Genomic DNA, 19,908 nt, shown 5'->3' on the forward strand with positions numbered 1-19,908 from the left:
CCTCGGCGGCAGCGCGAGCGGCTTCGCGCAGACGAGCCTTGCGCATAGCGTTGTGCATGGTGTTGCGCAGACCCCGCAAGGCGGGCCGGCAGTGGCGATGGCGGCGCCGATCGCCGAAGCGGCGCAGCGTCTGACGACCGGCGATCTTGCAAGCCGCCGCGAGCCTGCCGCAATTCAGCCGGCATGATCTGGCGGAGCTACATGCAGGGGTTCACGCGTTTAGTGCACGGGCTGATCGTGATCACGCTGATTTCGGCATTCGCGTCGTTTGCGTTTCTGAGCGGCGCGGAGTCGAGCGACGATCCGCCCGGCGAGCCGCAGCGCAAGGTCGCCGAAGCCGCCGCGCAGGTTGAAGGCGGCAAGCAGTGGTCCAAAGCCAGCCTGCAGCAGTGTGTCGCCGTGCCCGCCGCCCATGCGACCGACAGCTTCATGTAAGCCGAACTGCGCACGCTGGTACACTTCGCGGCGAACGCGATCGAGCGTTCAGAGCCCGTGAGTCCAGACCCTGGTAGAAATTCCCGTGGCGCAAGTATTTAAGACATCGTAGTGTCACGGGGGCGCAAGACTGGGCCGGCACAATGGCGCCCAGAAGCAAAAATAAAACATGGGTACGGGGTGAGCGTGACCAGAAAATACAGAGTGCTGTTTCTCTGCCGCGATAATTCAATACGCAGCATCATTGCCGAAGCTTTGCTGCGCGAACTGGCCGGACATCGGTTCGACGCATTCAGCGCGGGGCCGGAGCCGGCCGCGCGGGTTCATCCGCTGGCGCTCGCGCAACTGCGGCCAGGCATTTCGGGGCGCGACGTGCTCAGCCCGAAAAGCTGGCTGGAATTCACCGGCGAATGGGCGCCGCGCATGGACCTCGTCATTGCGCTCGACGAATCCGTCGACGAGCACCACGCGCCCGCGTTTCCGGGTGCGCCTTCGTCGCTCGCCTGGACCTTCGCCGATCCGCTCGCCCACGGTGTGCCGGATGACGAGCGCGTGCGGCTGTTCGACAAGATGTTCTGGCAGATCGTGCGGCAGGTCAGCGCGTTCATCGAATGGCCGCAATATGCGGTCGCACCGTCGCGTGATGCTGAGGCCCGTATCGGCGCCGCCGTGAGTGCGAGCGCGGAGCAGACCTTGAACGCGAGCGGCGGACCCTGCGTGGACCGCCGCGTCGCGTCCGCTTCGGCCGGCGATGCATTGAATGCCGGAATGATCCTGTTGCCGCATCAGACCACCACGTGCAACGCATGAGCGACGCCTGAGCGAAAGCGTGAGGCCAATTCATCGCCCGGCGTCGCCTGCTTCATTGCCGAGTTTCCTGACCTTCACGGAGTCATTGGGCGGCATCGGCTGCATATCGCCATCCATCGATTCCATTTTTCATGGCGCCGCCCGGCATCGCGTCGAGCGCACTCGGCGCTGCCACCCTGGCCGTTGCCGCCGCCTTACGAAGGTCGCGCCGCTCGCCATCGACAGAGCCGCCAGGCACCCCAGCGTCATTTCAAGCATCAGTAGGCGCATGACATTTCTCCTCGCGAGCCAATCAGGCGTCAGAGGCGCTGCGAGCTGGACATGTGCCGGTCATGACGTGCATGACCGGTCCCGGACGGCAACGCGCGATGGCGCTGCTGCCACCGGATATACGGTGGGCACGGGCGTCTGGATGCTCATCGGCAGGGCGCAAGGGGGGCTTCGCACGCGCGTCGGCGGGCATGCCGGTATGCCAAAACCAGTGATGACCCACGCGAGAAAGCGGGGTGTACGTTTTGCCTGAGCGGCTCGACAGTTCTACGGCTTGACTGTGACTTAGCGGCTATTGGAACGCGCAAGCGGACTTCCGGCGAACGGATCGTTCTTCCAGTCCACGTGTTTCTTCGGTTGCGGGGTAGGGGCCGGTTTGGCCGTCAATTCGAAGTGGTCGATTGATTGACCTGCGCTGATTGCCTGTTTCAGCCATTGGGGCATTTCACCGAGGCCATCCCAGCTGTCGCCGGTCGCGCTGCGGTAGCGCACGGCTTTTTGCGCGGACGGCTCGGACGCCAGCACGGCAGCAAGGTCTTCTGGTTTGATGCCGAACTCTTCCATGCGATGGCGGAGATACGCAATCATGCTATCTCGCTTTCTTTCGTCCATAAGATATTCGTCCTTCTAAAACGTGCAGCGTTCTGTCAGTTACAGATTGCAAGGGAAAGTCGTGATGCGTCGATCCCTTTTAAAGGGGCCGGCCCGCGGTGAGTGATCGATCGAAGGAATTCCATGAGCTGCGTTAAAAACGTTGCTCCATAAATCGCAATACAGCTGATGTCCGATGCGGGCGCCTATAAACCGCCGTGCTGACCAGTGAATATTCCAGCGCTTCGCCGCGCGGCGGACAAAACCCGATAAGCCTCGCGGCCGCAAATGGAAAGAACTGTGGTGACAATGCACTGATTGCAAATGGCTGACTTCAGGTTCACGCTCCGTCTCTCGGCGGTGCTTCGTGCGCGCCGCTTTTTACGTTATGGCAGCATCATAACGCACTGAGCGGCCAAAGCACGCGCCGCTCCGGGTGATTTTATCGGCGAATGCGGTTTATCGAACGGTATCGGCGATTTCCGGCACCCGCTGCCCGGTTTGAATTCCCGGATGGGCGAGCTATAACCAAATAGCGCAACACCTATTCGCGCTGCCAGCTGAGGGCGACCGGTTCCTGCGATCGCCAGAACGCGTCCGACATCGGTTGCAAGCATGGCAATTATTTACTCGTTTAAGTCGGTGGCCGGCCCATCTGTTGCGCATCGGCATCGATCGGTTCGTCAGCCCGGTAGGGCAAGTTGGTTTTCGCGGATCACTCTTCAGGAGGACGAGAACTGCCGCGCCGGATTCGAGGAGTTGGACATGAAATTACGTTTATTGGTGGTAGCCGCAAGCACCGTTCTGCTTCTCGCGCCCAGAACGGCCAACGCGATGGGGCCGCAGGGCCATCCGGACGCAGCAATCTCCGGCAGCGCGCAGATGCAACGGAACGCGAATGAATCGGCGCAGGCGTCGACCGATATGTCGCTCGGCGATACCTGGCACGATACGCAGACGGGCGCGCAAGGAGCGCAGAACGTGTCGTACGGCGGCGTGGCCGCGGGGCAGTCGGAAACCGGCGGCCGGCACGGGCGGCCCTGTGGCTCCGGGCCTCAGTGCAGGATCTATTTCGGTCAATGACCGGTCCACGAGGGCATGCGGCGTCAGGAGGAAGGCGCCGCGTCCCGCGTGCGATTTTCACGCCACTGCCATGTTCTGCAACGATTGGCCAGCCTGTCCGTCGTCAATACGGTCCACCATCCCGGCGACACCTCGTCCTTGCAGTTCGCTGCGCTCGTCGTAGCTGCGGAATTCGTCCAGCAGCGCGCGCCATGAGCCGTGCCAGCGCATCTCCCTCACACAGGAACCTGAAGGATCGGCAATGCGCAGCACGCCATTGTCCGGGTAGAAGGTCAACGTGACGGGCATGCCGTCGAGCACGCAAGTGGCGGTGCAGGGGCGGGTGGTCAGCATGGGCGAGATCCTTTTTTCTGGTAAGCCGATGAGTTTGCGTTGAATGCCGACGAACTTCAGCAAACGCTATGCCTGCATCGCGTGCGACCGCCTGAGAAAAATTAGCGCTGAATACCCCCACGACCGACTGCAATTTTCCGCAGTGATCAGCGAGCGATTAAAGACGATGCTAAGGTGTCGTCCATTCGGGTTTCACCCACTGTCTTTCCCGACGGCAATCGCGAGCAGGCTACCAGGCCTGCTTTTTCAATTGTGATTCGCTGCGCGTGCGTCGATTAGTGCGGTGCGGCCGCTCCAATCCCACCCGTTGTTGAATAACCCGCGAACAATACTATGTTGATCGAAGATAATCTGCCGGCGCAAAGCGCCGTGACGGACGACGGTGTCTCGTCGTCGCTGCGTTCGTGGTTGGCGGTCGGCGCCGTCGCGGTTGGTGCTTTCGCATTCGTGACGACGGAGTTTCTGCCCGTCGGTGTGCTGCCGCGCGTCGCGGCGGATCTGGGCGTGTCGCCTGGCACGGCCGGCCTGATGGTGACGGTGCCCGGCGTGATCGCCGCGATATCGGCGCCGGGCCTGATGCTGGTCGCGGGCCGTATGGACCGGCGGCGCGTCTTTCTTTTGCTGACCGCGTTGCTGCTGGCGTCGAACCTGATTTCGGCTTTTGCGCCAGGTTTTCTGGTCATGCTGCTCGGACGCGCATTGCTCGGCGCATCGTTGGGCGGATTCTGGACGCTCGCCACGGCCGCGTCCGGGCGTCTCGTGCAGTCCAAGGATGCGCCGCGGGCCATGGCGACGATATTGACCGGCGTCACCTGTGCGACCGTGATCGGCGTGCCGCTCGGCACGTTCATCGCGAGCTTTGCTTCGTGGCGCGCGTCGTTCCTCGCCACCGGCGTGCTGGTTGCGATTGCGCTCGTCGCGCAGTTCTTCTTCGTGCCGTCGCTGCCGTCGTCCACCGCGTTGCGTCTGCGCGATCTGGTCGATGTGTTGCGCCGGCCGTATCCACGCCGCAGCATGCTGATGGTGGCGCTCGTATTTGGTGCGCACTTCTCGTCGTACACGTACGTCACGCCGTTCCTGCTGCGCAACGCGAATCTGTCGATGACGACCATCACGTGGCTGCTGCTCGGCTTCGGCATCATCGGCTTCTTCTCCAACTTCGCCGTTTCGTCGACCGTGACGCGCAGCCTCAAAACGTCGGTCGGCGCGATGATCTCGCTGTTGATGTTCGCGCTGGTCTCGCTGCCGCTCCTGCAGCATTCGTCGCTGGGCGTGATGGCCTTCGTGCTCGCGTGGGGTGTGTCGTTCGGGGCGTTGCCGTTGTGCTTCAGCATCTGGGTTCAGCGCGCGACGCCGGATTCGCCGGAAGCGGGCTCGGCACTGTTCGTGAGCATCATCCAGGTTGCGATCGCCTTGGGGTCGCTGGTGGGCGGCGTGGTGGTGGACCATGTCGGCATCCCGGCCGACTTCCTGTTCGGCGCCGGCCTCGCCTTGCTCGGGCTTGCCGCGCTCGCGAGCTTCGGCAGCATCGAGCAGCGCGTGGCCGGGAGGACGATCGCCTGTCCGGCGTGCATGGACTAGCGGTTCTGCGGGGCGCACGCGCTGCATGGCGTCAGTGAGCGAGGCGCAATAGGCATGCAATGTGCTATTGACGGGCTATCAGCCGCAAGGAGATAACACGATTCACAGCCAACGGTGGCAGCCCTGCGAGAAGCCGTACCTGGCTCGTTTGCCGACTGTCCCCTGGCACCGCGCTGGACGTGTCGCGTACGGCGCCCGCCCCGACGCACCCCGTCACGCGAGCTTTCGACGCCTTCGCCAGTTTGGTGAGGCGGCTGACGGGTTCGCCGGTCGCTTTCCGCCTAGCGGCAATCACGGTGCTCGTCTGGGCCGTCACCGGACCGCTGTTTCACTTCTCCGGTGGTTCGGAACTGTTATCAATACGCGCACGACCATCATCACCTTCCTGATGGTCTTTCTGATCCGGCAAGGTCAGAACAAGGACTGCGTGGCCGTACATCTGAAGCTCAACGAACTGCTCGCCTCCCATCGCGCCGCGAACAATCAGCTGATCGGCATCGAGGCCGCATCTGGGGACGAACTTCGACCCCTTGCCGCAGCGTATTTGCAACTGGCGAGCAAGGCCGCTGGCACTCGCACGGAAAGCGTCGATGTGGATGCCTGGGTGGAAAAGAAGCCGCTGCAGGCGAGTGAGTGAAAAAGGTCGATGCGATTATTTGCCCGCTGGGGTTCGCTTCGGCATTCAGGGCGTCGATCTTCCGCCAGGTCGGTCGCGAACTGTGAGGTGGGCGCACGCGGTAGATAGCTCACGCTGAAGCGCGCTCTGATCAGCATGGGTGAGCGTGCCACAGCCGTTCCTCTGGCGCGGCGCGTGCGACCGACTGACCGCCCGGCGGCGCATGTCCGATCTTCCCGCGAAGTCGTGGCGCAATACCACGGCATGCGAACTCATTGCCTGTGTATCTGATGTGCGCCAGCCGGAATGAGCCAGCCGTATCGCGCGCCTGTCAATCCAATGCATCTCCAATGCGCCAGGGATCGACCACGGCGCCGATCCGTGCCGCCACGCCACAACGCCGCCCCAAGCTCGCAGAAACAGCAACGGCTGATCATGGCGGCGGAGCGGGCTCGCGTGTACGATCATCCTGCGCGGCCTGTCGAGGACAGCGCATCGGCGATCAATGGAATGGCTTGTGGAACTGACTTGTACCAACGACACACTCAAAAGGAGTAATCCATGGCTTGCAAGACACCGAAGTCGAAGTTGAGTCACATGAAGGCTATTCCGGCCGTGCTGGCATTACTACTCGCAACGGCTTACCCGGTCATGGCTCAGGAGCCGGCTTCGGTACCAGAGGCGGTCGGCGCGGCGGCGCTGGTTCGCGTGCAGGCGCGTGTCGTCGCAATCGATGCAGAGTCGAACAGCGTCGCGTTGCGTGGTCCGCGTGGCAACGTCGAAATTGTCGACGTGAATCCCGAGTTGGCGGACGTGAAAAAGCTGCACGTGGGCGACATCGTCAACATTGCCTACAAGAAGGCCGTTCTGATCGGCGTCGACAAGGTCGCGACGAGCGGCATCCGTCAGCGTATCGACACCCAGCTTGCACAGCCCGCGTCGGGTGGGGTCGTGACGTCGGCGCGTCGTGTGGAGGTCGTGGCCACCGTGCAGAAAATCGACCGCAAGCGTCACTCGGTCACGCTGCGCGGGCCGACGCGCACTGAAACGCTCGACGTCGCGCCGGACGTTTCATTGGCCGGCGTCAAGGTGGGCGATTCGGTGCGGGCGGTATTCGTCGCCGCTATCGCGGCCTCTGTGTCGCGCGACGGCGCCGAGCTCAAATGACGAACGCATGGCGCGAGTAACGCGCCACATCGCGTACGACGTCCGCGGCAGCGCGATGGCGGTTCGAATCGCGCTGCGCCCGCAGTCCGACGCCGTGCCCGGCAACGATCGTCGACGCGCTCGGGGCGTCGCGTGCGAAGGAGCATGGAATGGAACAGAAACCAGTGAAGTCCACCGACGCATCGGCTCGCAGAAAACTCATCCGCAGCAAGGTGCATCTCGGACTCGCCGCGTTCGGCACGTTGGCGGCGGTCGTGGGAATCGGCGTGGTGATCAAGGGCGGCCTTTACTTCGACCGGACGAAGGTGCTGGTCGGCGTGGGCATCATCATCGTGTCGACCGTCCTGTATGTTTCGATGCTTTTCATCGAATCGGACGAGTAGGCGAGAGTTGCGCTTCATGTGGATGCGGCCGGTGCTCCAGTGACGCGCGGGACGTGAAAGCTCGCGCGCAAACCGCCTCCATATGAGCGCGCGGAGTTCGTTCGTCTGTGTCGGTGCACCTCTACACGGGCAGTGCTCATTCATTGGCAAAACACAAATGGACCTGTGGATTCAACCTTGCAGACCGTGCTCCGATCTCTACGGGGAGCCGGCCGCGAGTCCTCCGCACGAGGATCTCAGGTTCGATAGCGTAGGCGCGGTAGCGGACACTCGAAAGGAAGAGCACTACACCTGCATGCGATGCCGCGCGGTGTTTGCGCGAATACTTGCCGGGCCGCCGACGCAGCAGATCTGGATGCTATTGAACGCCGGCCAGCATTAAAGCCGCGCCTGTTCGACCCTCGTGGGGCGCGTGATGCCGATCGACGTCAGTCAACGACGGGCCATTTTCCTTGCGCTGTCGCCAAGGCAGACGATGGTTGCCAGTCTGCTTGCCAATGTGATGGAACGCGCCTTTTGCGGCCGGCAAGGCCTGCACTGCCGGCCAGTCGAATTACCCCTGAATGCCCTGGGATTTCCGGGTGCCCGAAACGAAGCTCCCTTTTCCCGATGTGGCGGCGTGGGGACGTTAAAAGCCTCGACGAACCTGTCCCACGTCCAGTTCCAGGCCCCGCCTGCTTGCGCCGCGCTACGCCTCGTTCGTGGCCGCCTGCTCCTCACGCGCGTACCGCATCGGTGGCCGGCCAACGTGTCGAGTGAAGGCGACGCTGAAGGTGCTGGCGGAGCTATAGCCGACGCGCTCCGCGATCTCCGCGACGCGGCCTTCGTTACGGCGCAGCAGATCCTTCGCGAGCGCCATGCGCCAGGTGAGCAGATATTCCATCGGCGCGATGCCGACGGCACGGCTGAAGCGCTCGAAGAAGGTCGAGCGCGACAGCGCGGCTTCTTTCGCGAGCCCGGCGACCGTCCACGCGTGCGCCGGGCGCGCGTGCATCCCGCGAATCGCGGCCGCGAGGCGAGCGTCGGCGAGCCCGCTGACGAGACCGGGTGACGCGTTCGTTCCTCCTGCCGTGGAACGCAGCGCCTCGATGAGCAGCACTTCCAGCAACCGTGAGAGCACGACGTCGCGCGCGGGCCGCTGCTCGTGTGACTCCTCTCGCACGAGTTGCACGAGCGTGGCCAGCCGCTGTTCGCCGCGGACATGCACGAGTTGCGGCAGCAGCGAGACCAGCAGGGACGCATCCGGCGAGCCGAAGCTGCAATGGCCCCCCATCATGCGCGCGTCGATCGGATTGCCCAGCGGGCCGATTCTGAATTCACCGTTGCCCAGCGCGACGGGCGCCGACATGTCCAGTCCCGGCGGCGGTTCGAGGCTGGACATTGAGACGCCATATGCCGCGGGAATCAGGACGAAGTCACCCGCCTGGAGTTCGATGGGATCGTGTCCGTCGATGGCGATGCGGCACCCGCCTTCGAGGAGCACGCAATAGAACGGCTGGCCGGCATCCGAGCGAGCGGTGCGCCAAGGGCTCGCGCCGTGGACGAGTTTCGAGAACCGGGCACCCGGCTGAAGCAGTGTCACCACTTCGGCCAACGGATCGATCATCGCCGGACTCCTGCAAATGAAATTCGGATCATTGATTGTAGCAAGTACGGTCTCAGAGACCTATCGTAGGGGCTCACACAACACTTCACGGGAATGCCCATGCAAACGGTCCTGATCAGCGGCTGCTCCTCCGGTTTCGGCCTCGAGATCGCCCGCTACTTTCTAGCCCGCGACTGGCAGGTCGTCGCCACGATGCGCACGCCGCGCGCCGACATACTGCCGCCGTCGGAACGCCTGCGCGTGCTGGCGCTCGACGTCACGAATCCGGAGAGCATTCGCGAGGCGGTCGAGCTCGCCGGCCCGATCGACGTCCTCGTGAACAACGCGGGCTTCGGCGCGGCATCCCCGGCTGAACTCGTCCCGCTTGCGACGGTGCGCGAGCTCTTCGAGACCAACTGCTTCGGCACGATCGCATTGACGCAAGCGGTGCTGCCGCAGTTCCGGCAGCGCAAGGCCGGTGTCGTCGTGAACGTGACATCGAGCGTGACGTTGAAGGCGCTGCCGCTGCTCGCCGCGTACCGTGCGAGCAAGATGGCCGTGAATGCCTTCACCGAGTCGATGGCGCTGGAACTCGAGCAATTCGGCGTGCGGTCGCATCTGGTGCTGCCGGGCCGCGCGCCCGACACCCGCTTCGGCGATAACGCGCGCGCTCACATACACGGCTTTGACCATGAGGCCTATGCCGATCTGGCCAGGACGATCCTGGAACAGCTGGGAGATACATCTTCTCCGATTACTCACGCACAGGACGTCGCCGAAGCCGTGTGGCGCGCGGCGACCGACCCGTCATCGCCGATGCGTATCCCGGCCGGCGTCGACGCCGAAGCATGGGCGGCGGAGGTCGGCTGATCGTCACATTCGCCGCCTGTCGGCACCACGTGTCGACAGGCGGGAGATTTTTCCGTCGCGGTGAAAAAGCCGGCTCGCCTTGAGACATGCCGCGGGTGCGCGTTCGCCGTCTGTGTTGACAGGATTCTGAGCTTGCGCCTAGACGCCGGCTTCATGCCCGCGCTGCAAACCGTGATGCTGGAAAGACGCCTCGCGAGGCAATTTCATTTGCATCGGCTGAGGGTGATGCGGCTCTTTGGGATGCAACCGGTTTCTGGCCGCCACGCGATCCGGGGTTCTGACGGGCGGCCCGGTGAGGCTCGACGCCGTGCGCCGAATGTCCTCGGCGATTTTGTCCAGGATGATGTCGAGTGTCGTGGCTAACGAACTGCACCGCCGGACGCTCCGATCGGTGAGCAGTGACTGAATGCAGATTGTCGCGCCGATGGAACACTTCCCGCCGCCGATCGCCACGGCCATAGAAATGACGATGGCGTTGCCCATCTGGTCCATTTGCCCAGATGTAAGTGCTCCCGCGAACGAGCACGACATCCGAATCTGCTGCAGCGGAGATATAGACATCGTTCGTTTCCGGGACCACCTCTTCGACCACCACTCGTCGTGGTATGACGGTGGGGCGCGGTGCCACTGGGGCATTCGCGACAACCGTGGCTCGCTGCTCGTGCGGAGTCGTCCGGGCGCCAGCCTGTGTTGGCCCTGTTGTCACGCAGGCGGACAAACAGATTGTCGTGGTGATTCCCGAAAAAAATGCAATCAATCTCAGCTTTTTCAATCGGCGCTCCACATTCGAACAGATAGTGTGTGGAGATATCGGCCATTTGAAAGGAATCTTTAATGGGTCCCGCCTTGGCGAACTATTGCCGTGATCGGAGACAGTCCTATGCGATACGCCGCATGCATCACGCCCGCAGCCATATCATCGCTACTTGCAAGAACAGCGCTCGGGCGAGGCTCGAGCGCTAACAGCTTTTCCCCATTTGTCACCCCCGATTTGAATAGGTGGTTGCCAGTGACGATCCACCGGGGACCTCGTGACCAACAAACGGGAGCGGTGGTCCCAGGCTGAAAAACGTCACGGGAATTATCAGCAACTGCGGAAAATTGTCCGGCTTTACACTGACGCATAGGCCAACGAGGGGAACATCATGCGGCGCGTCATCGTCCGGAGATCGCCGGTGCACGGCAAGGGTGTGTTTGCAATGCGCCCGCTCGCAGCAGGCGAGCGCGTGCTTGAGTACAAGGGCGAAATCACAGCCTGGCGGGACGCGCTGCGCCGGCACCGACGCGAAGGCGTTGCGGGTCACACCTTTCTGTTTGGATTGTCGGATGGGCGCGTCATCGATGGCAGCCGAGGCGGCAACAGCGCTCGCTGGCTGAACCACGCCTGTACGCCGAACTGCGAGACCATCGAGGACGGCGGTCGCATCTTCATCTACACACTCCGACCGGTCGACTCCGGCGAGGAGCTGTTCATCGACTATCTGCTGGCCATCGACGATGCCGGGGACGAAGAGGCTCGGGCTCAATATGGATGTGCGTGTGCCTCTCCGGAGTGTCGTCGCTCGATGCTCGCCGTTGCCGCATAGTGTTCCCCATCAAGGGGCACATCATGAGGAAACGAAAGCCCTTAGGCAGGCCGGTGTGAGCGACGCTTCATCGCACGTACCAGGGAACGCATGATAGGTGAACCGTTTTGCACGGTCATCGCGGGTTCTCCCGTGATGGCGGACGAAACGTTGAGCAGATGGGGAAATTGAGTCGCAGGATGGTGAGTCAGGTTTTGCCGCGACGGATGCTGGCTGCGCAACGATCTGGTTTCACGCGGTCGGTCTCTTGCAGCCGCAGTTTCACCTTGCCGATTGCCACGCCTGCATGATTACTCGCGCAACGTTGCGTCAAAGCCTCTTTTTTTCACTTTGCCAGGAGTTGAGGTATTGTTGCTATTGGACGCATCAGAATTCCTTTGGTGGTTTCCGTTGCTTGCGTCTGCATATCGTTCATCCCGCAGTGTCGCAATACGCTCTACTCAGAGTTCGCTTGACAAGTCCTTAACAGTGCAGCGTTCCCTAGTTTGGACCGTTGACAATTTCGACAGCAGGAGAAAATGCATGAACGCAATTCGCACAATCAAGACCGCAGGCGCAGCACTCCTCATCCTGAGCTCGATCCATGCCTACGCGCAGTCGAGCGAGGCCGCCCCTGCCACTCCCGCAAGCACGACGGCCGGCGCACGGCAGCACTACAAATCGCTGAAAGCGGCGAACCGGGCGCTACAGCGCCAGGTTCGTTCGGCATTGGTGAAGGACAGAGGGATCGCGATGTCCAACGTCACCATCCGCGCTCGTGATGGTGCCGTCACGTTGCAAGGCAGCGTACCGCTTCAGGCGCAAAGCGACCGTGCAACTCAGGTGGCCAAGGGTGTACCCGGCGTGGTCTCCGTCAGAAACGCACTGTCAATCCGTCCAGTTGGGACCTGAAGCCGCATCAGCGAAGGGCGGCGCTTTTGTGACGGTGGATGCTCTGTAGCTGTTTTCCGTCGAGGGCACCAGGCCGGCATTCAGCGCCACTTCACTAATGTAAGCCGGGCGAGCGAGGCATAGAGCCCCGTCCGCTCAACTTGCGCATGGCGCTTCTGCATCTCGTGCGCACGCCTTGCGCGCGATTGCAGATACGCTTCTTGCGCGATGGATCGACGAACGGGTCCGCATCGAACCGGTGCAGCGGACCTGCTTGTCGATCCGGAAAATAAGAGCAGAATTTCTCAGGAAGACTATGCAATTGCTTTGTTGGACGACGAGGTGGAACACCCAAAACATCGCGGAACGCGTTTTTGGGTTGCGTCTATCTTCCGCCTTCCAACGGGTGTGACCGGTCGACCGTAAGCGCGACCTTCCGCTTCGCTTCGCACCCCTTATGCCTCAGGCTTTATCGACCCTGCGGCCGTCAATTGCCGTCACAGCTCCAGTAGCTTCACTGGAGGGCTCGGCCGGCTGCCTCGCCGCCGCCGGAACGCCGTGAGTGTGCGCAGCCCGATCATGCCCGGGCACACTGAACGTATCGAACACTCCGACCTTGCTTTCGGTGACATACGGAGTCAATGCCATCGAGCTCAAAAAACCAGAATGGGCAACGACGCTCTTCCGCGCCGTGATCGAGCGCGTTTCGTCTACTACTTTCGGTAGGAGCAACCCCTGTTCCGCAAATACGTGCTGCATGTGCTCGAATGGTCCGGTGCCGCGCGGTGGAATGGCCCAGCGCTCGCCCAGCGTGTCGGCGAGGGTGAGTCTGGGCTTGCGCCGCAACGGATGGTCGGGCGCCGCAACCACGTAGCTGGCAACTTCCCAACAGCGATCCGCAATCGGCGATGGCCATGATCTCGGCAATATGGGGCGCGGCCATGCTGAGCGCGACATCGATCTTGCCCGGCATTGCGCACGCAGGGAAGGGGCGAATAGCGCACAATATAATCGTGAGCCTTCAAATGCGCGCGAGAGAAAACAGCGCCCGACTTCGGTCATTAGGGCAGGCTTTAGCGAGACAACTGTGCTGCAGAGAGACCAATGAAGAAAGGAAAGACAAAACTTACCCGCCATGACGCCGAGCGCCTTTTCGAGGGGCTGCCCAACGGGAAGGTGAGCGTATCGAGCCGGCCCGAGAACCCGTTCGAAGCAGGGGCATTCGACGCGGTCAAGCGCGTCGATGACGAAACCAAACTCTGGAAGGACAACCTCATTACGCTTCCGATGGCGATCGAGTTGCCGTACGGCCACGAGTCGGTATCTCGCATGCGCGAGGCGATCGCGCGGGCATGGCGCGTGAAATGGGTGAGGGAAGGTAAAAACGAGGTTGTCGCCGAGTTTCCGGAAGGATGGACTGCCGTTCGCCCGGAAAGCGGTCCGATAGAGTTGCGGGATCCGTCCGGTATAGTCCGCGCTTTATACGGCTGGGCCAAGGATGCTGAACTCAGGATCCTGCCACGATATCTGGTTGAGTCGCAGGCGAACAGTTCAAGCGGACTGGGCAGCTTGCTTGTCCGTGATCGCGGGAACGGTCAGATTCTTGAGAGGTCGTCGACCTGGTCTGCCCAAACCGGCACCCACCATCCAGATTGGACCAGACTGTCAGCGTGGCTCGACTTGCGCTATCCACAACATCGCGACCCACTGAGGTACTGGGAAGATTGCGAGGAAAACATCCAGCTGAGCTAGTTCCAGGGGCGTTATCGTTCCCGGGATATCTGGTGTGTTCACTGCTGAACGATGGACCTGTCGTGTTCCATATGAAGGTAGAAATTCATCGTGCTCGGCAACGCGTCGCAGAGCCTGGCGGGTGCCGCGCGCAGATCGTTGCCCCTTGGCCTGACGTAAGCCCGACATGTGTTGCGGCCCGTGCGCCGAGGCACGATTCTCACGGCGCGCATTTGAACTAGACTTGGAGCACGTGCTGCGCGGCCATGATCGCTCGCCACATGGAGAGGGTGTAAATCTTGAACTGGAGCGTGAGCCATGAGCGAACCTTGTGTCATCTCCGTTGCTATCACTGGCTCAGTTCCGCGCAAGAAGGACAACCCGGCTGTGCCGATTACGATCTCCGAGCAGATTGAAAGCACCCACGAAGCGTACGAAGCCGGCGCATCGCTCGTTCATCTGCACGTGCGTGACGAGCAGGAGAACGCCAGTTCCGACCGGTCGAGTTTCGCCGCTCTCCAGGAGGGCATCCGGAACCACTGCCCTGACATCATCATCCAGTTTTCGACAGGGGGTCGTGGCCGTTCGTTCGAGCAGCGCGGAGCGATGCTCGATCTGCGCCCGGATATGGCATCGCTCGCAACGGGTTCTGTCAATTTTCCGACGACCGTCTATGAGAATCCGCCAGACTTTGTGCGTGCGCTCGCGCAAATGATGCTGGACTACGAGGTCAAACCGGAAATCGAAATCTTTGATCTGGCGATGTTGTACAGCACCGTGGACCTCGTGCAACAAGGGCTGCTGAAATCTCCTGTGCACGTTCAGTTCGTGATGGGAGTAAAGAACGCGTTGCCTGCGCGTCGTGAGATCCTTGAATTCGAGGTGCAACAACTGAAGGCGCTATTGCCCGACGCAACGTGGACCGCCGCCGGTATCGGACGGCATCAGTTGGAGGTCAATCACTGGACTCTCGAACTGGGCGGCCACTGCCGTACGGGCCTGGAAGACAACGTGCGCTGGGACAAGGACACACTGGCGAAGAGCAACGCGCAACTGGTTGCGCGGGTGGCCTCATTGTGCGGCGAATATGGCCGGCCCGTGGCGAGCGCTGCCCGAGCGCGTGAAATGCTCGGTCTTCCCGCCAGATAGGTCGACGCGAACGCGCTATCGTGCGCGGCGCGCCAGGCACATGCCGCCAGACTCCAGTTGATCAAGGCAGGCTCGCCAGGCGTTTGCCGGAGACATCGTCGTTTCGCCAGGGCGGCGCAGCATGTTGTCGACTGCGCCCACGTGCATCGAAGGTCCGCTTTTCAGAACGATGAAAGTCACTTTGCGGGGCGCCTGGCGTTCATCGCGAGGCAGCGAACGTCCCAAGCCGGCCAGATGCCGCGTTGGTGACGGGTAGCCACGGGCCGGCCGGTCTGCCGCTGAGAGCGTTGCAATTCAGCGACCCGAGGCGCAGTGCGGGTTGGCCATTGGCGTCGCGCACACCCCGATGGCATCTCCGCAAGGTCGGCGTCGCGCTGATCGATGATTCCGGACAGCGCTGCCGAAAAACCGCTGCCGAGAAACCGCTGGAGGCTCAGCGTGACGCGCCCGGCGCCACCAGGCCGCGACGCGCAATGGGCGTGGAGAAGACGATCGAGGTGCGTGTCTCGCCATAGCGGTTGACGGTGGCGAGAAAATGCTCGAGTTGTTCGAGGCTGGGGCACACCACGGTCACGATGTACGAATCGGCGCCGGCAACGTGATGGCATTCCAGCACCTCGGGCGCGCCGCGCAGCTTGTCGAGAAAGGCATGCTTGCCGAACTGCTGCACGGTGATGCTGACAATGGCGCGCACGGGGTAGCCGGCCTGTACCGGATCGAGTTCGGCGCTCACCGCCCGCACCACGCCGGAGTCCTTCAGGCGCTTGAGCCGCTCCACCGTGGCAGGCACCGAGAGCCCGGCGGCAACGGCCAAGGTCTTCAACGGTGCACGGCCATCTTCCTGTAGCGCCATCAATAGCGCCCAAGCTTTGGCGTCGAGTTGCAGTGCTTCGGTCATGACGCACTCTCACCTGAAAAATCGAAGATTAAATCGATTTTCGCTTGGCGTTTCACTCTGGGCAATCCTTCAATGCCGCCGGATAATTCCCGACACGGATCCGATCTTGCCATCACTCGCCCCGTCCTGTTTGGCCAATCGCGCGCCGTCGGCGTCGCCGTGGCGATGATGGCAGCGTACCGGTGCGCTCGTCTCTGTCGTGGTTGATCCTGGCTACCGGTGTGAGCCGGTTGCGCGACCGCTTCGACGAGCGTTGGCAATGTGCCGTCGACCCGTATTCAGCCGGCGCTGCTGGTTGGACTCGGGCGATGGCAGCGTGGCCACCTCACCAATGACTAACGGAGGATTCACCCATGGCGCACCGATTGCACGCCAGCCACCGGATCATGGTCGACGCCGGGGTCGACCAAGCCTTCATGTTCTTCACGCCGGCTGGCGAGGAGCTGTGGGTCGACGGCTGGAAGCCGACCTATGTTTATCCCCGCGACGGCCGCACGGAGTCCGGCATGGTGTTCACCACCGGTCAGGGCGATGAACTGACCATCTGGACCCTCGCGGACTTCGACCGTCAGGCACACCGATCGCGCTATGTGCGTTGCACGCCGGCCTCGCGCACCAGTCTTGTCGAGGTGCGTTGTGTCGCACTCGACAAGGCGCGCACCGAAGTATGGGTGAGCTACGAACTCACGGCGCTGAACGCTGCGGGCGAACTGGCGCTCCAGGATTTCGAAGGCGAGCGCTTCGCTGCAATGATTGACGACTGGGCACGTAAGATCGCGGCGTGTCGCGAGTTGCTGCTGGCCGCTTCGATTTGCTGAGTCGCTCGGCGCGCGGCTGGCGGCAGCTTCGCGGCTTTGGCGACACCGACATACACCGCCGATTGCGCGAGGCGCCAGTCAAAACTGCGGATTGTGGACTTGCCGCCAGTAGCCGGAGCCTTCAGCAGGATTGATACGATTTAATTGCCGCTGTATCGCTGTCACCGAACCACCTTTTACCGACGACAATGGCCGATCTTCATACCCGAATTGCAACCAGCTTCAACGCGCAGGGGTTGATGCTGACACTTGGCGCACAGCTTCTCCTCGTTAAAGATGGGGAGGTGCAGATCGGCCTGCCTTTTTCCAGTCATCTATCTCAGCAACACGGCTATCTCCATGCGGGCGCTACGACCAGCATTCTGGACAGCGCATGCGGATATGCAGCGCTAACGAAGCTAGCGCCTGAATTTGACGTGGTGACAGCCGAGTTCAAAATTAATCTGTTGCGGCCCGCTGTTGGTGAGCGCTTTCTGGCGATCGGACGGGTACAGCATGCAGGCAGGACCCTTACCGTGTGCACTGGTGAAGTCCGGGTGTTCCCTGGCGTGGGGGACGAGCATAAGGTGATTGCGATCATGCAGGCAACGATCGCGAATGTCCGTCGGTAGCGATTGACACCGCCAGGAACCGCTACCTTTTATAAGGTCAGGTGTGGCCGATCTCCAGTCAACCGATGTGGCCGATTGACCCGCCGTTGTACTTTTGGAAGCTTTGATTGACGAGGAACCGGCACACCCGCGCGCCCCAGGCGCCAATAGCGACTCCGATCCACTTTTGTTATCGCCCCCTCCAATACTCGAATTGTTGACGCATCGCACCGCTCGTATATTGCTGAACTATCAGCACGGACAGTAGCGATACAACAACTTACAGGCACGCTCGTCGGGCGGCCCACAGGAGCACAGCGATGAATAAAATCGATCTGGAGGGGCGCGTTGTCGCCATCACCGGCGGCGCGCGCGGCATCGGCTACGCGGTCGCGCAGCGGGCGCTGAACTCGGGCGCGTCGGTCGCCTTGTGGGATGTCGACGCCGAACGCCTCGCGCGCAGCCAGCGCGAACTGGGCGAGCTGGGCAAAGTCAGCGCGGTCACGGTCGATCTGACTCAGGAAGCCGCCGTCGCGCAAGCCGTCGAGCAAACCGTCGCCGGCCACGGCGCGATCGACGTGCTGATCAACTGCGCCGGCATCACCGGCGGCAACGGTGCGACGTGGGAATTGGACCCCGACGTCTGGCGTCGCGTGATCGACGTGAATCTGATCGGTCCTTATCTGACCTGCCGCGCAGTGGTGCCGCAGATGCTCAAGCAAGGCTACGGGCGCATCGTCAATATTGCGTCGGTGGCGGGCAAGGAGGGCAATCCGAACGCTTCGCACTACAGCGCGTCGAAAGCCGGGCTGATCGGTTTGACCAAGTCGCTCGGTAAAGAGCTGGCAACCAGAAACATTCTCGTCAACGCGGTCGCGCCGGCCGCGGCCAAAACCGAAATTTTCGACTCGATGTCGCAGCAGCACATCGACTACATGCTCTCGAAGATTCCGATGAACCGCTTCCTGTTGCCTGAAGAGGCGGCGTCGCTGATTCTGTGGCTGTCCTCGGAGGATTGCGCGTTCAGCACGGGCTCGGTGTTCGATCTGTCAGGCGGACGCGCCACGTACTGAGCGCTCATAGCGCGCACCGGAAGGTCGGCGCCGCAACTGCATTCAGAACGAGACAGACACGCGGAGCCGCCGCGCGCTCCGCGAAGGAGACGACATGGACCCGCATGCGCCCGTTTCACGTCAGGCGAGTGATGACGGCGCAATGCGCCGCGCTCACGCTCACTCCCCCACACGCCTTCTCGCAACTTACTGCATCGCGTCTGCCAGGCGCATTGCCGACAGTACGTTCGACGCATCCATAACGGAGCTCCTTTCATGGCCATGCCTACTATCCGGCACGTGCGTGCCTTCATCGTTCGCGGCGGCGCGGACTATCACGATCAGCCCGGCGGACACTGGATCGACGATCACATCGCCACGCCGATGGCGCGCTATCCCGAGTATCGCCAGAGCCGCCAGTCGTTCGGTATCAACGTCCTCGGCACGCTGGTCGTGGAGATCGAGGCGAGCGACGGCACGGTCGGCTTTGCGGTGACGACCGGCGGCGAGATCGGCGCGTTCATCGTCGAAAAGCATCTCGCGCGTTTTCTCGAAGGGCGGCTCGTTACCGACATCGAGAAGATGTGGGATCAGATGTATTTCTCGACGCTGTACTACGGCCGCAAAGGCGTGGTGCTCAATACGATTTCCGGCGTCGATCTCGCGTTGTGGGACCTGCTCGCCAAAGTGCGCAAGGAGCCGGTGTACCAGTTATTGGGCGGACCGGTGCGCGACGAGCTGGTGTTCTATGCGACCGGTGCGCGACCCGATCTCGCGAAGGAGATGGGTTTCATCGGCGGCAAGCTGCCTTTGCAGCACGGTCCTGCCGAAGGCGAAGCCGGCCTCAGACAGAATCTGGAGAAGCTCGCCGACATGCGCAGCCGCGTCGGCGAAGATTTCTGGCTGATGTACGACTGCTGGATGAGCCTCGACGTGCGCTACGCGACGCGGCTCGCGCAAGGCGCGCACGAATACGGCCTGAAATGGATCGAGGAATGTCTGCCGCCCGATGACTACTGGGGTTACGCCGAACTGCGCCGCAACGTGCCACGCGGCATGATGGTGTCCACCGGCGAGCACGAGGCGACGCGCTGGGGTTTCCGCATGCTGCTGGAGATGGAGTGCTGCGATCTGATCCAGCCGGATGTCGGCTGGTGCGGCGGCATCACCGAGTTGATCAAGATTTCCGCGCTCGCTGATGCGCACAATGTGATGGTGGTGCCGCACGGTTCATCGGTGTACAGCTATCACTTCGTCGTCACACGGCACAACTCGCCGTTCGCCGAGTTTCTGATGATGGCACCGAAGGCCGACGAAGTCGTGCCGATGTTCACGCCGCTTCTGCTCGACGAGCCGGTGCCCGTGAATGGCCGGATGAAGGTGCCGGACACGCCGGGCTTCGGCGTGAGATTGAATCCCGAATGCGCGCTGGTGCGGCCTTATCCGCGTTGAAGCACATTGAACCACGGTGAGGCGCATTGAATGCGCAT

At 62.1% G+C, this 19,908-nt stretch carries 22 protein-coding genes and 1 pseudogene; 17 read left to right on the plus strand and 6 right to left on the minus strand.

Annotated elements, in window-relative coordinates; genetic code table 11:
- The 3 genes from CIC12_RS01350 to CIC12_RS01360 all read left to right on the plus strand — a co-directional run.
- The coding region (locus CIC12_RS01350) for a hypothetical protein (RefSeq protein ID WP_168661446.1) at positions 1 to 187 on the plus strand (187 nt) is incomplete at its 5' end.
- The gene (locus CIC12_RS01355) at positions 184 to 435 is read left to right on the plus strand and encodes a hypothetical protein (RefSeq protein ID WP_238812293.1); all 252 of its coding nucleotides are present in this window, start codon (positions 184 to 186) and stop codon (positions 433 to 435) included. The genes CIC12_RS01350 and CIC12_RS01355, both read left to right, overlap by 4 nt.
- 186 nt (positions 436 to 621) lie before the next feature.
- Positions 622 to 1,245, plus strand: a complete 624-nt coding sequence (locus CIC12_RS01360) for an arsenate reductase/protein-tyrosine-phosphatase family protein (protein WP_168661450.1) — start codon at positions 622 to 624, stop codon at positions 1,243 to 1,245.
- A 555-nt stretch (positions 1,246 to 1,800) separates the two neighbouring features.
- On the opposite strand, the gene CIC12_RS01365 is transcribed toward CIC12_RS01360, so the two are convergent.
- Positions 1,801 to 2,127, minus strand: coding sequence for an H-NS histone family protein (locus CIC12_RS01365; RefSeq protein ID WP_168661452.1), 327 nt, complete (start codon positions 2,125 to 2,127; stop codon positions 1,801 to 1,803).
- A 594-nt stretch (positions 2,128 to 2,721) separates the two neighbouring features.
- Between CIC12_RS01365 and CIC12_RS01370 the strand changes: the two genes are divergently transcribed.
- On the plus strand, positions 2,722 to 3,189 hold the full coding sequence (locus CIC12_RS01370; RefSeq protein ID WP_342030496.1) for a hypothetical protein: 468 nt from the start codon (positions 2,722 to 2,724) through the stop codon (positions 3,187 to 3,189).
- A gap of 57 nt (positions 3,190 to 3,246) precedes the next feature.
- On the opposite strand, the gene CIC12_RS01375 is transcribed toward CIC12_RS01370, so the two are convergent.
- Complete coding sequence (locus tag CIC12_RS01375) at positions 3,247 to 3,522, minus strand: hypothetical protein (RefSeq protein WP_168661499.1); 276 nt, start codon at positions 3,520 to 3,522, stop codon at positions 3,247 to 3,249.
- Positions 3,523 to 3,855: 333 nt separating this feature from the next.
- On the opposite strand from CIC12_RS01375, the gene CIC12_RS01380 reads away from it, so the two are divergent.
- The 4 genes and pseudogenes from CIC12_RS01380 (at position 3,856) to CIC12_RS01395 (ending at position 7,269) form a co-directional block, all read left to right on the plus strand.
- On the plus strand, positions 3,856 to 5,103 hold the full coding sequence (locus CIC12_RS01380) for an MFS transporter (protein WP_168661454.1): 1,248 nt from the start codon (positions 3,856 to 3,858) through the stop codon (positions 5,101 to 5,103).
- A 155-nt stretch (positions 5,104 to 5,258) separates the two neighbouring features.
- Positions 5,259 to 5,740: pseudogene (locus CIC12_RS01385) on the plus strand (low affinity iron permease family protein).
- A 540-nt stretch (positions 5,741 to 6,280) separates the two neighbouring features.
- Positions 6,281 to 6,886, plus strand: coding sequence for a copper-binding protein (locus CIC12_RS01390; RefSeq protein ID WP_168661456.1), 606 nt, complete (start codon positions 6,281 to 6,283; stop codon positions 6,884 to 6,886).
- A 149-nt stretch (positions 6,887 to 7,035) separates the two neighbouring features.
- Complete coding sequence (locus CIC12_RS01395; protein WP_121323080.1) at positions 7,036 to 7,269, plus strand: DUF2964 family protein; 234 nt, start codon at positions 7,036 to 7,038, stop codon at positions 7,267 to 7,269.
- A gap of 688 nt (positions 7,270 to 7,957) precedes the next feature.
- On the opposite strand, the gene CIC12_RS01400 is transcribed toward CIC12_RS01395, so the two are convergent.
- Positions 7,958 to 8,875, minus strand: a complete 918-nt coding sequence (locus tag CIC12_RS01400) for an AraC family transcriptional regulator (protein ID WP_168661458.1) — start codon at positions 8,873 to 8,875, stop codon at positions 7,958 to 7,960.
- Positions 8,876 to 8,974: 99 nt separating this feature from the next.
- On the opposite strand from CIC12_RS01400, the gene CIC12_RS01405 reads away from it, so the two are divergent.
- The gene (locus CIC12_RS01405; RefSeq protein WP_168661460.1) at positions 8,975 to 9,724 is read left to right on the plus strand and encodes an SDR family oxidoreductase; all 750 of its coding nucleotides are present in this window, start codon (positions 8,975 to 8,977) and stop codon (positions 9,722 to 9,724) included.
- A gap of 138 nt (positions 9,725 to 9,862) precedes the next feature.
- Here the strand turns inward: CIC12_RS01405 and CIC12_RS01410 are convergent, their stop codons facing one another.
- Positions 9,863 to 10,207, minus strand: coding sequence for a hypothetical protein (locus tag CIC12_RS01410; protein ID WP_238812295.1), 345 nt, complete (start codon positions 10,205 to 10,207; stop codon positions 9,863 to 9,865).
- Positions 10,208 to 10,869: 662 nt separating this feature from the next.
- Between CIC12_RS01410 and CIC12_RS01415 the strand changes: the two genes are divergently transcribed.
- The gene (locus CIC12_RS01415) at positions 10,870 to 11,310 is read left to right on the plus strand and encodes an SET domain-containing protein (protein WP_168661464.1); all 441 of its coding nucleotides are present in this window, start codon (positions 10,870 to 10,872) and stop codon (positions 11,308 to 11,310) included.
- Positions 11,311 to 11,832: 522 nt separating this feature from the next.
- Positions 11,833 to 12,201 carry a BON domain-containing protein gene (locus tag CIC12_RS01420; protein ID WP_168661466.1) on the plus strand — a complete coding sequence of 123 codons (369 nt, stop codon included), beginning with the start codon at positions 11,833 to 11,835 and terminating at the stop codon, positions 12,199 to 12,201.
- A gap of 441 nt (positions 12,202 to 12,642) precedes the next feature.
- Here CIC12_RS01420 and CIC12_RS01425 read toward each other — a convergent pair whose 3' ends face one another.
- Positions 12,643 to 13,317 (minus strand): LysR substrate-binding domain-containing protein, encoded by a 675-nt coding sequence (locus tag CIC12_RS01425; protein WP_342030497.1) that lies wholly within the window; start codon positions 13,315 to 13,317, stop codon positions 12,643 to 12,645.
- Here CIC12_RS01425 and CIC12_RS01430 point away from each other — a divergent pair.
- Entirely contained in the window at positions 13,285 to 13,932 is a 648-nt protein-coding gene (locus tag CIC12_RS01430) for a hypothetical protein (protein WP_168661467.1), read from the plus strand. The two genes, CIC12_RS01425 and CIC12_RS01430, sit on opposite strands and share 33 nt — an antisense overlap.
- Before the next feature lie 297 nt (positions 13,933 to 14,229).
- Entirely contained in the window at positions 14,230 to 15,060 is an 831-nt protein-coding gene (locus CIC12_RS01435) for a 3-keto-5-aminohexanoate cleavage protein (RefSeq protein WP_168661469.1), read from the plus strand.
- Positions 15,061 to 15,493: 433 nt separating this feature from the next.
- Here CIC12_RS01435 and CIC12_RS01440 read toward each other — a convergent pair whose 3' ends face one another.
- Positions 15,494 to 15,958: an Lrp/AsnC family transcriptional regulator gene (locus CIC12_RS01440; protein WP_174771857.1), complete on the minus strand. Its 465-nt coding sequence runs from the start codon at positions 15,956 to 15,958 to the stop codon at positions 15,494 to 15,496.
- 353 nt (positions 15,959 to 16,311) lie between these two features.
- Between CIC12_RS01440 and CIC12_RS01445 the strand changes: the two genes are divergently transcribed.
- From CIC12_RS01445 to rhmD, 4 genes are all read left to right on the plus strand, one after another.
- Positions 16,312 to 16,776, plus strand: coding sequence for an SRPBCC family protein (locus CIC12_RS01445; RefSeq protein WP_168661471.1), 465 nt, complete (start codon positions 16,312 to 16,314; stop codon positions 16,774 to 16,776).
- A gap of 188 nt (positions 16,777 to 16,964) precedes the next feature.
- Positions 16,965 to 17,387, plus strand: coding sequence for a PaaI family thioesterase (locus CIC12_RS01450; protein WP_168661473.1), 423 nt, complete (start codon positions 16,965 to 16,967; stop codon positions 17,385 to 17,387).
- Between the two features lie 299 nt (positions 17,388 to 17,686).
- Positions 17,687 to 18,439: an SDR family NAD(P)-dependent oxidoreductase gene (locus tag CIC12_RS01455; protein WP_168661475.1), complete on the plus strand. Its 753-nt coding sequence runs from the start codon at positions 17,687 to 17,689 to the stop codon at positions 18,437 to 18,439.
- Between the two features lie 255 nt (positions 18,440 to 18,694).
- Positions 18,695 to 19,870 carry an L-rhamnonate dehydratase gene (gene rhmD / locus CIC12_RS01460; RefSeq protein ID WP_168661477.1) on the plus strand — a complete coding sequence of 392 codons (1,176 nt, stop codon included), beginning with the start codon at positions 18,695 to 18,697 and terminating at the stop codon, positions 19,868 to 19,870.
- Positions 19,871 to 19,908: the final 38 nt, after the last annotated feature.

This window comes from Paraburkholderia sp. SG-MS1 (genome assembly GCF_012275575.1).
Lineage (GTDB): Bacteria > Pseudomonadota > Gammaproteobacteria > Burkholderiales > Burkholderiaceae > Paraburkholderia.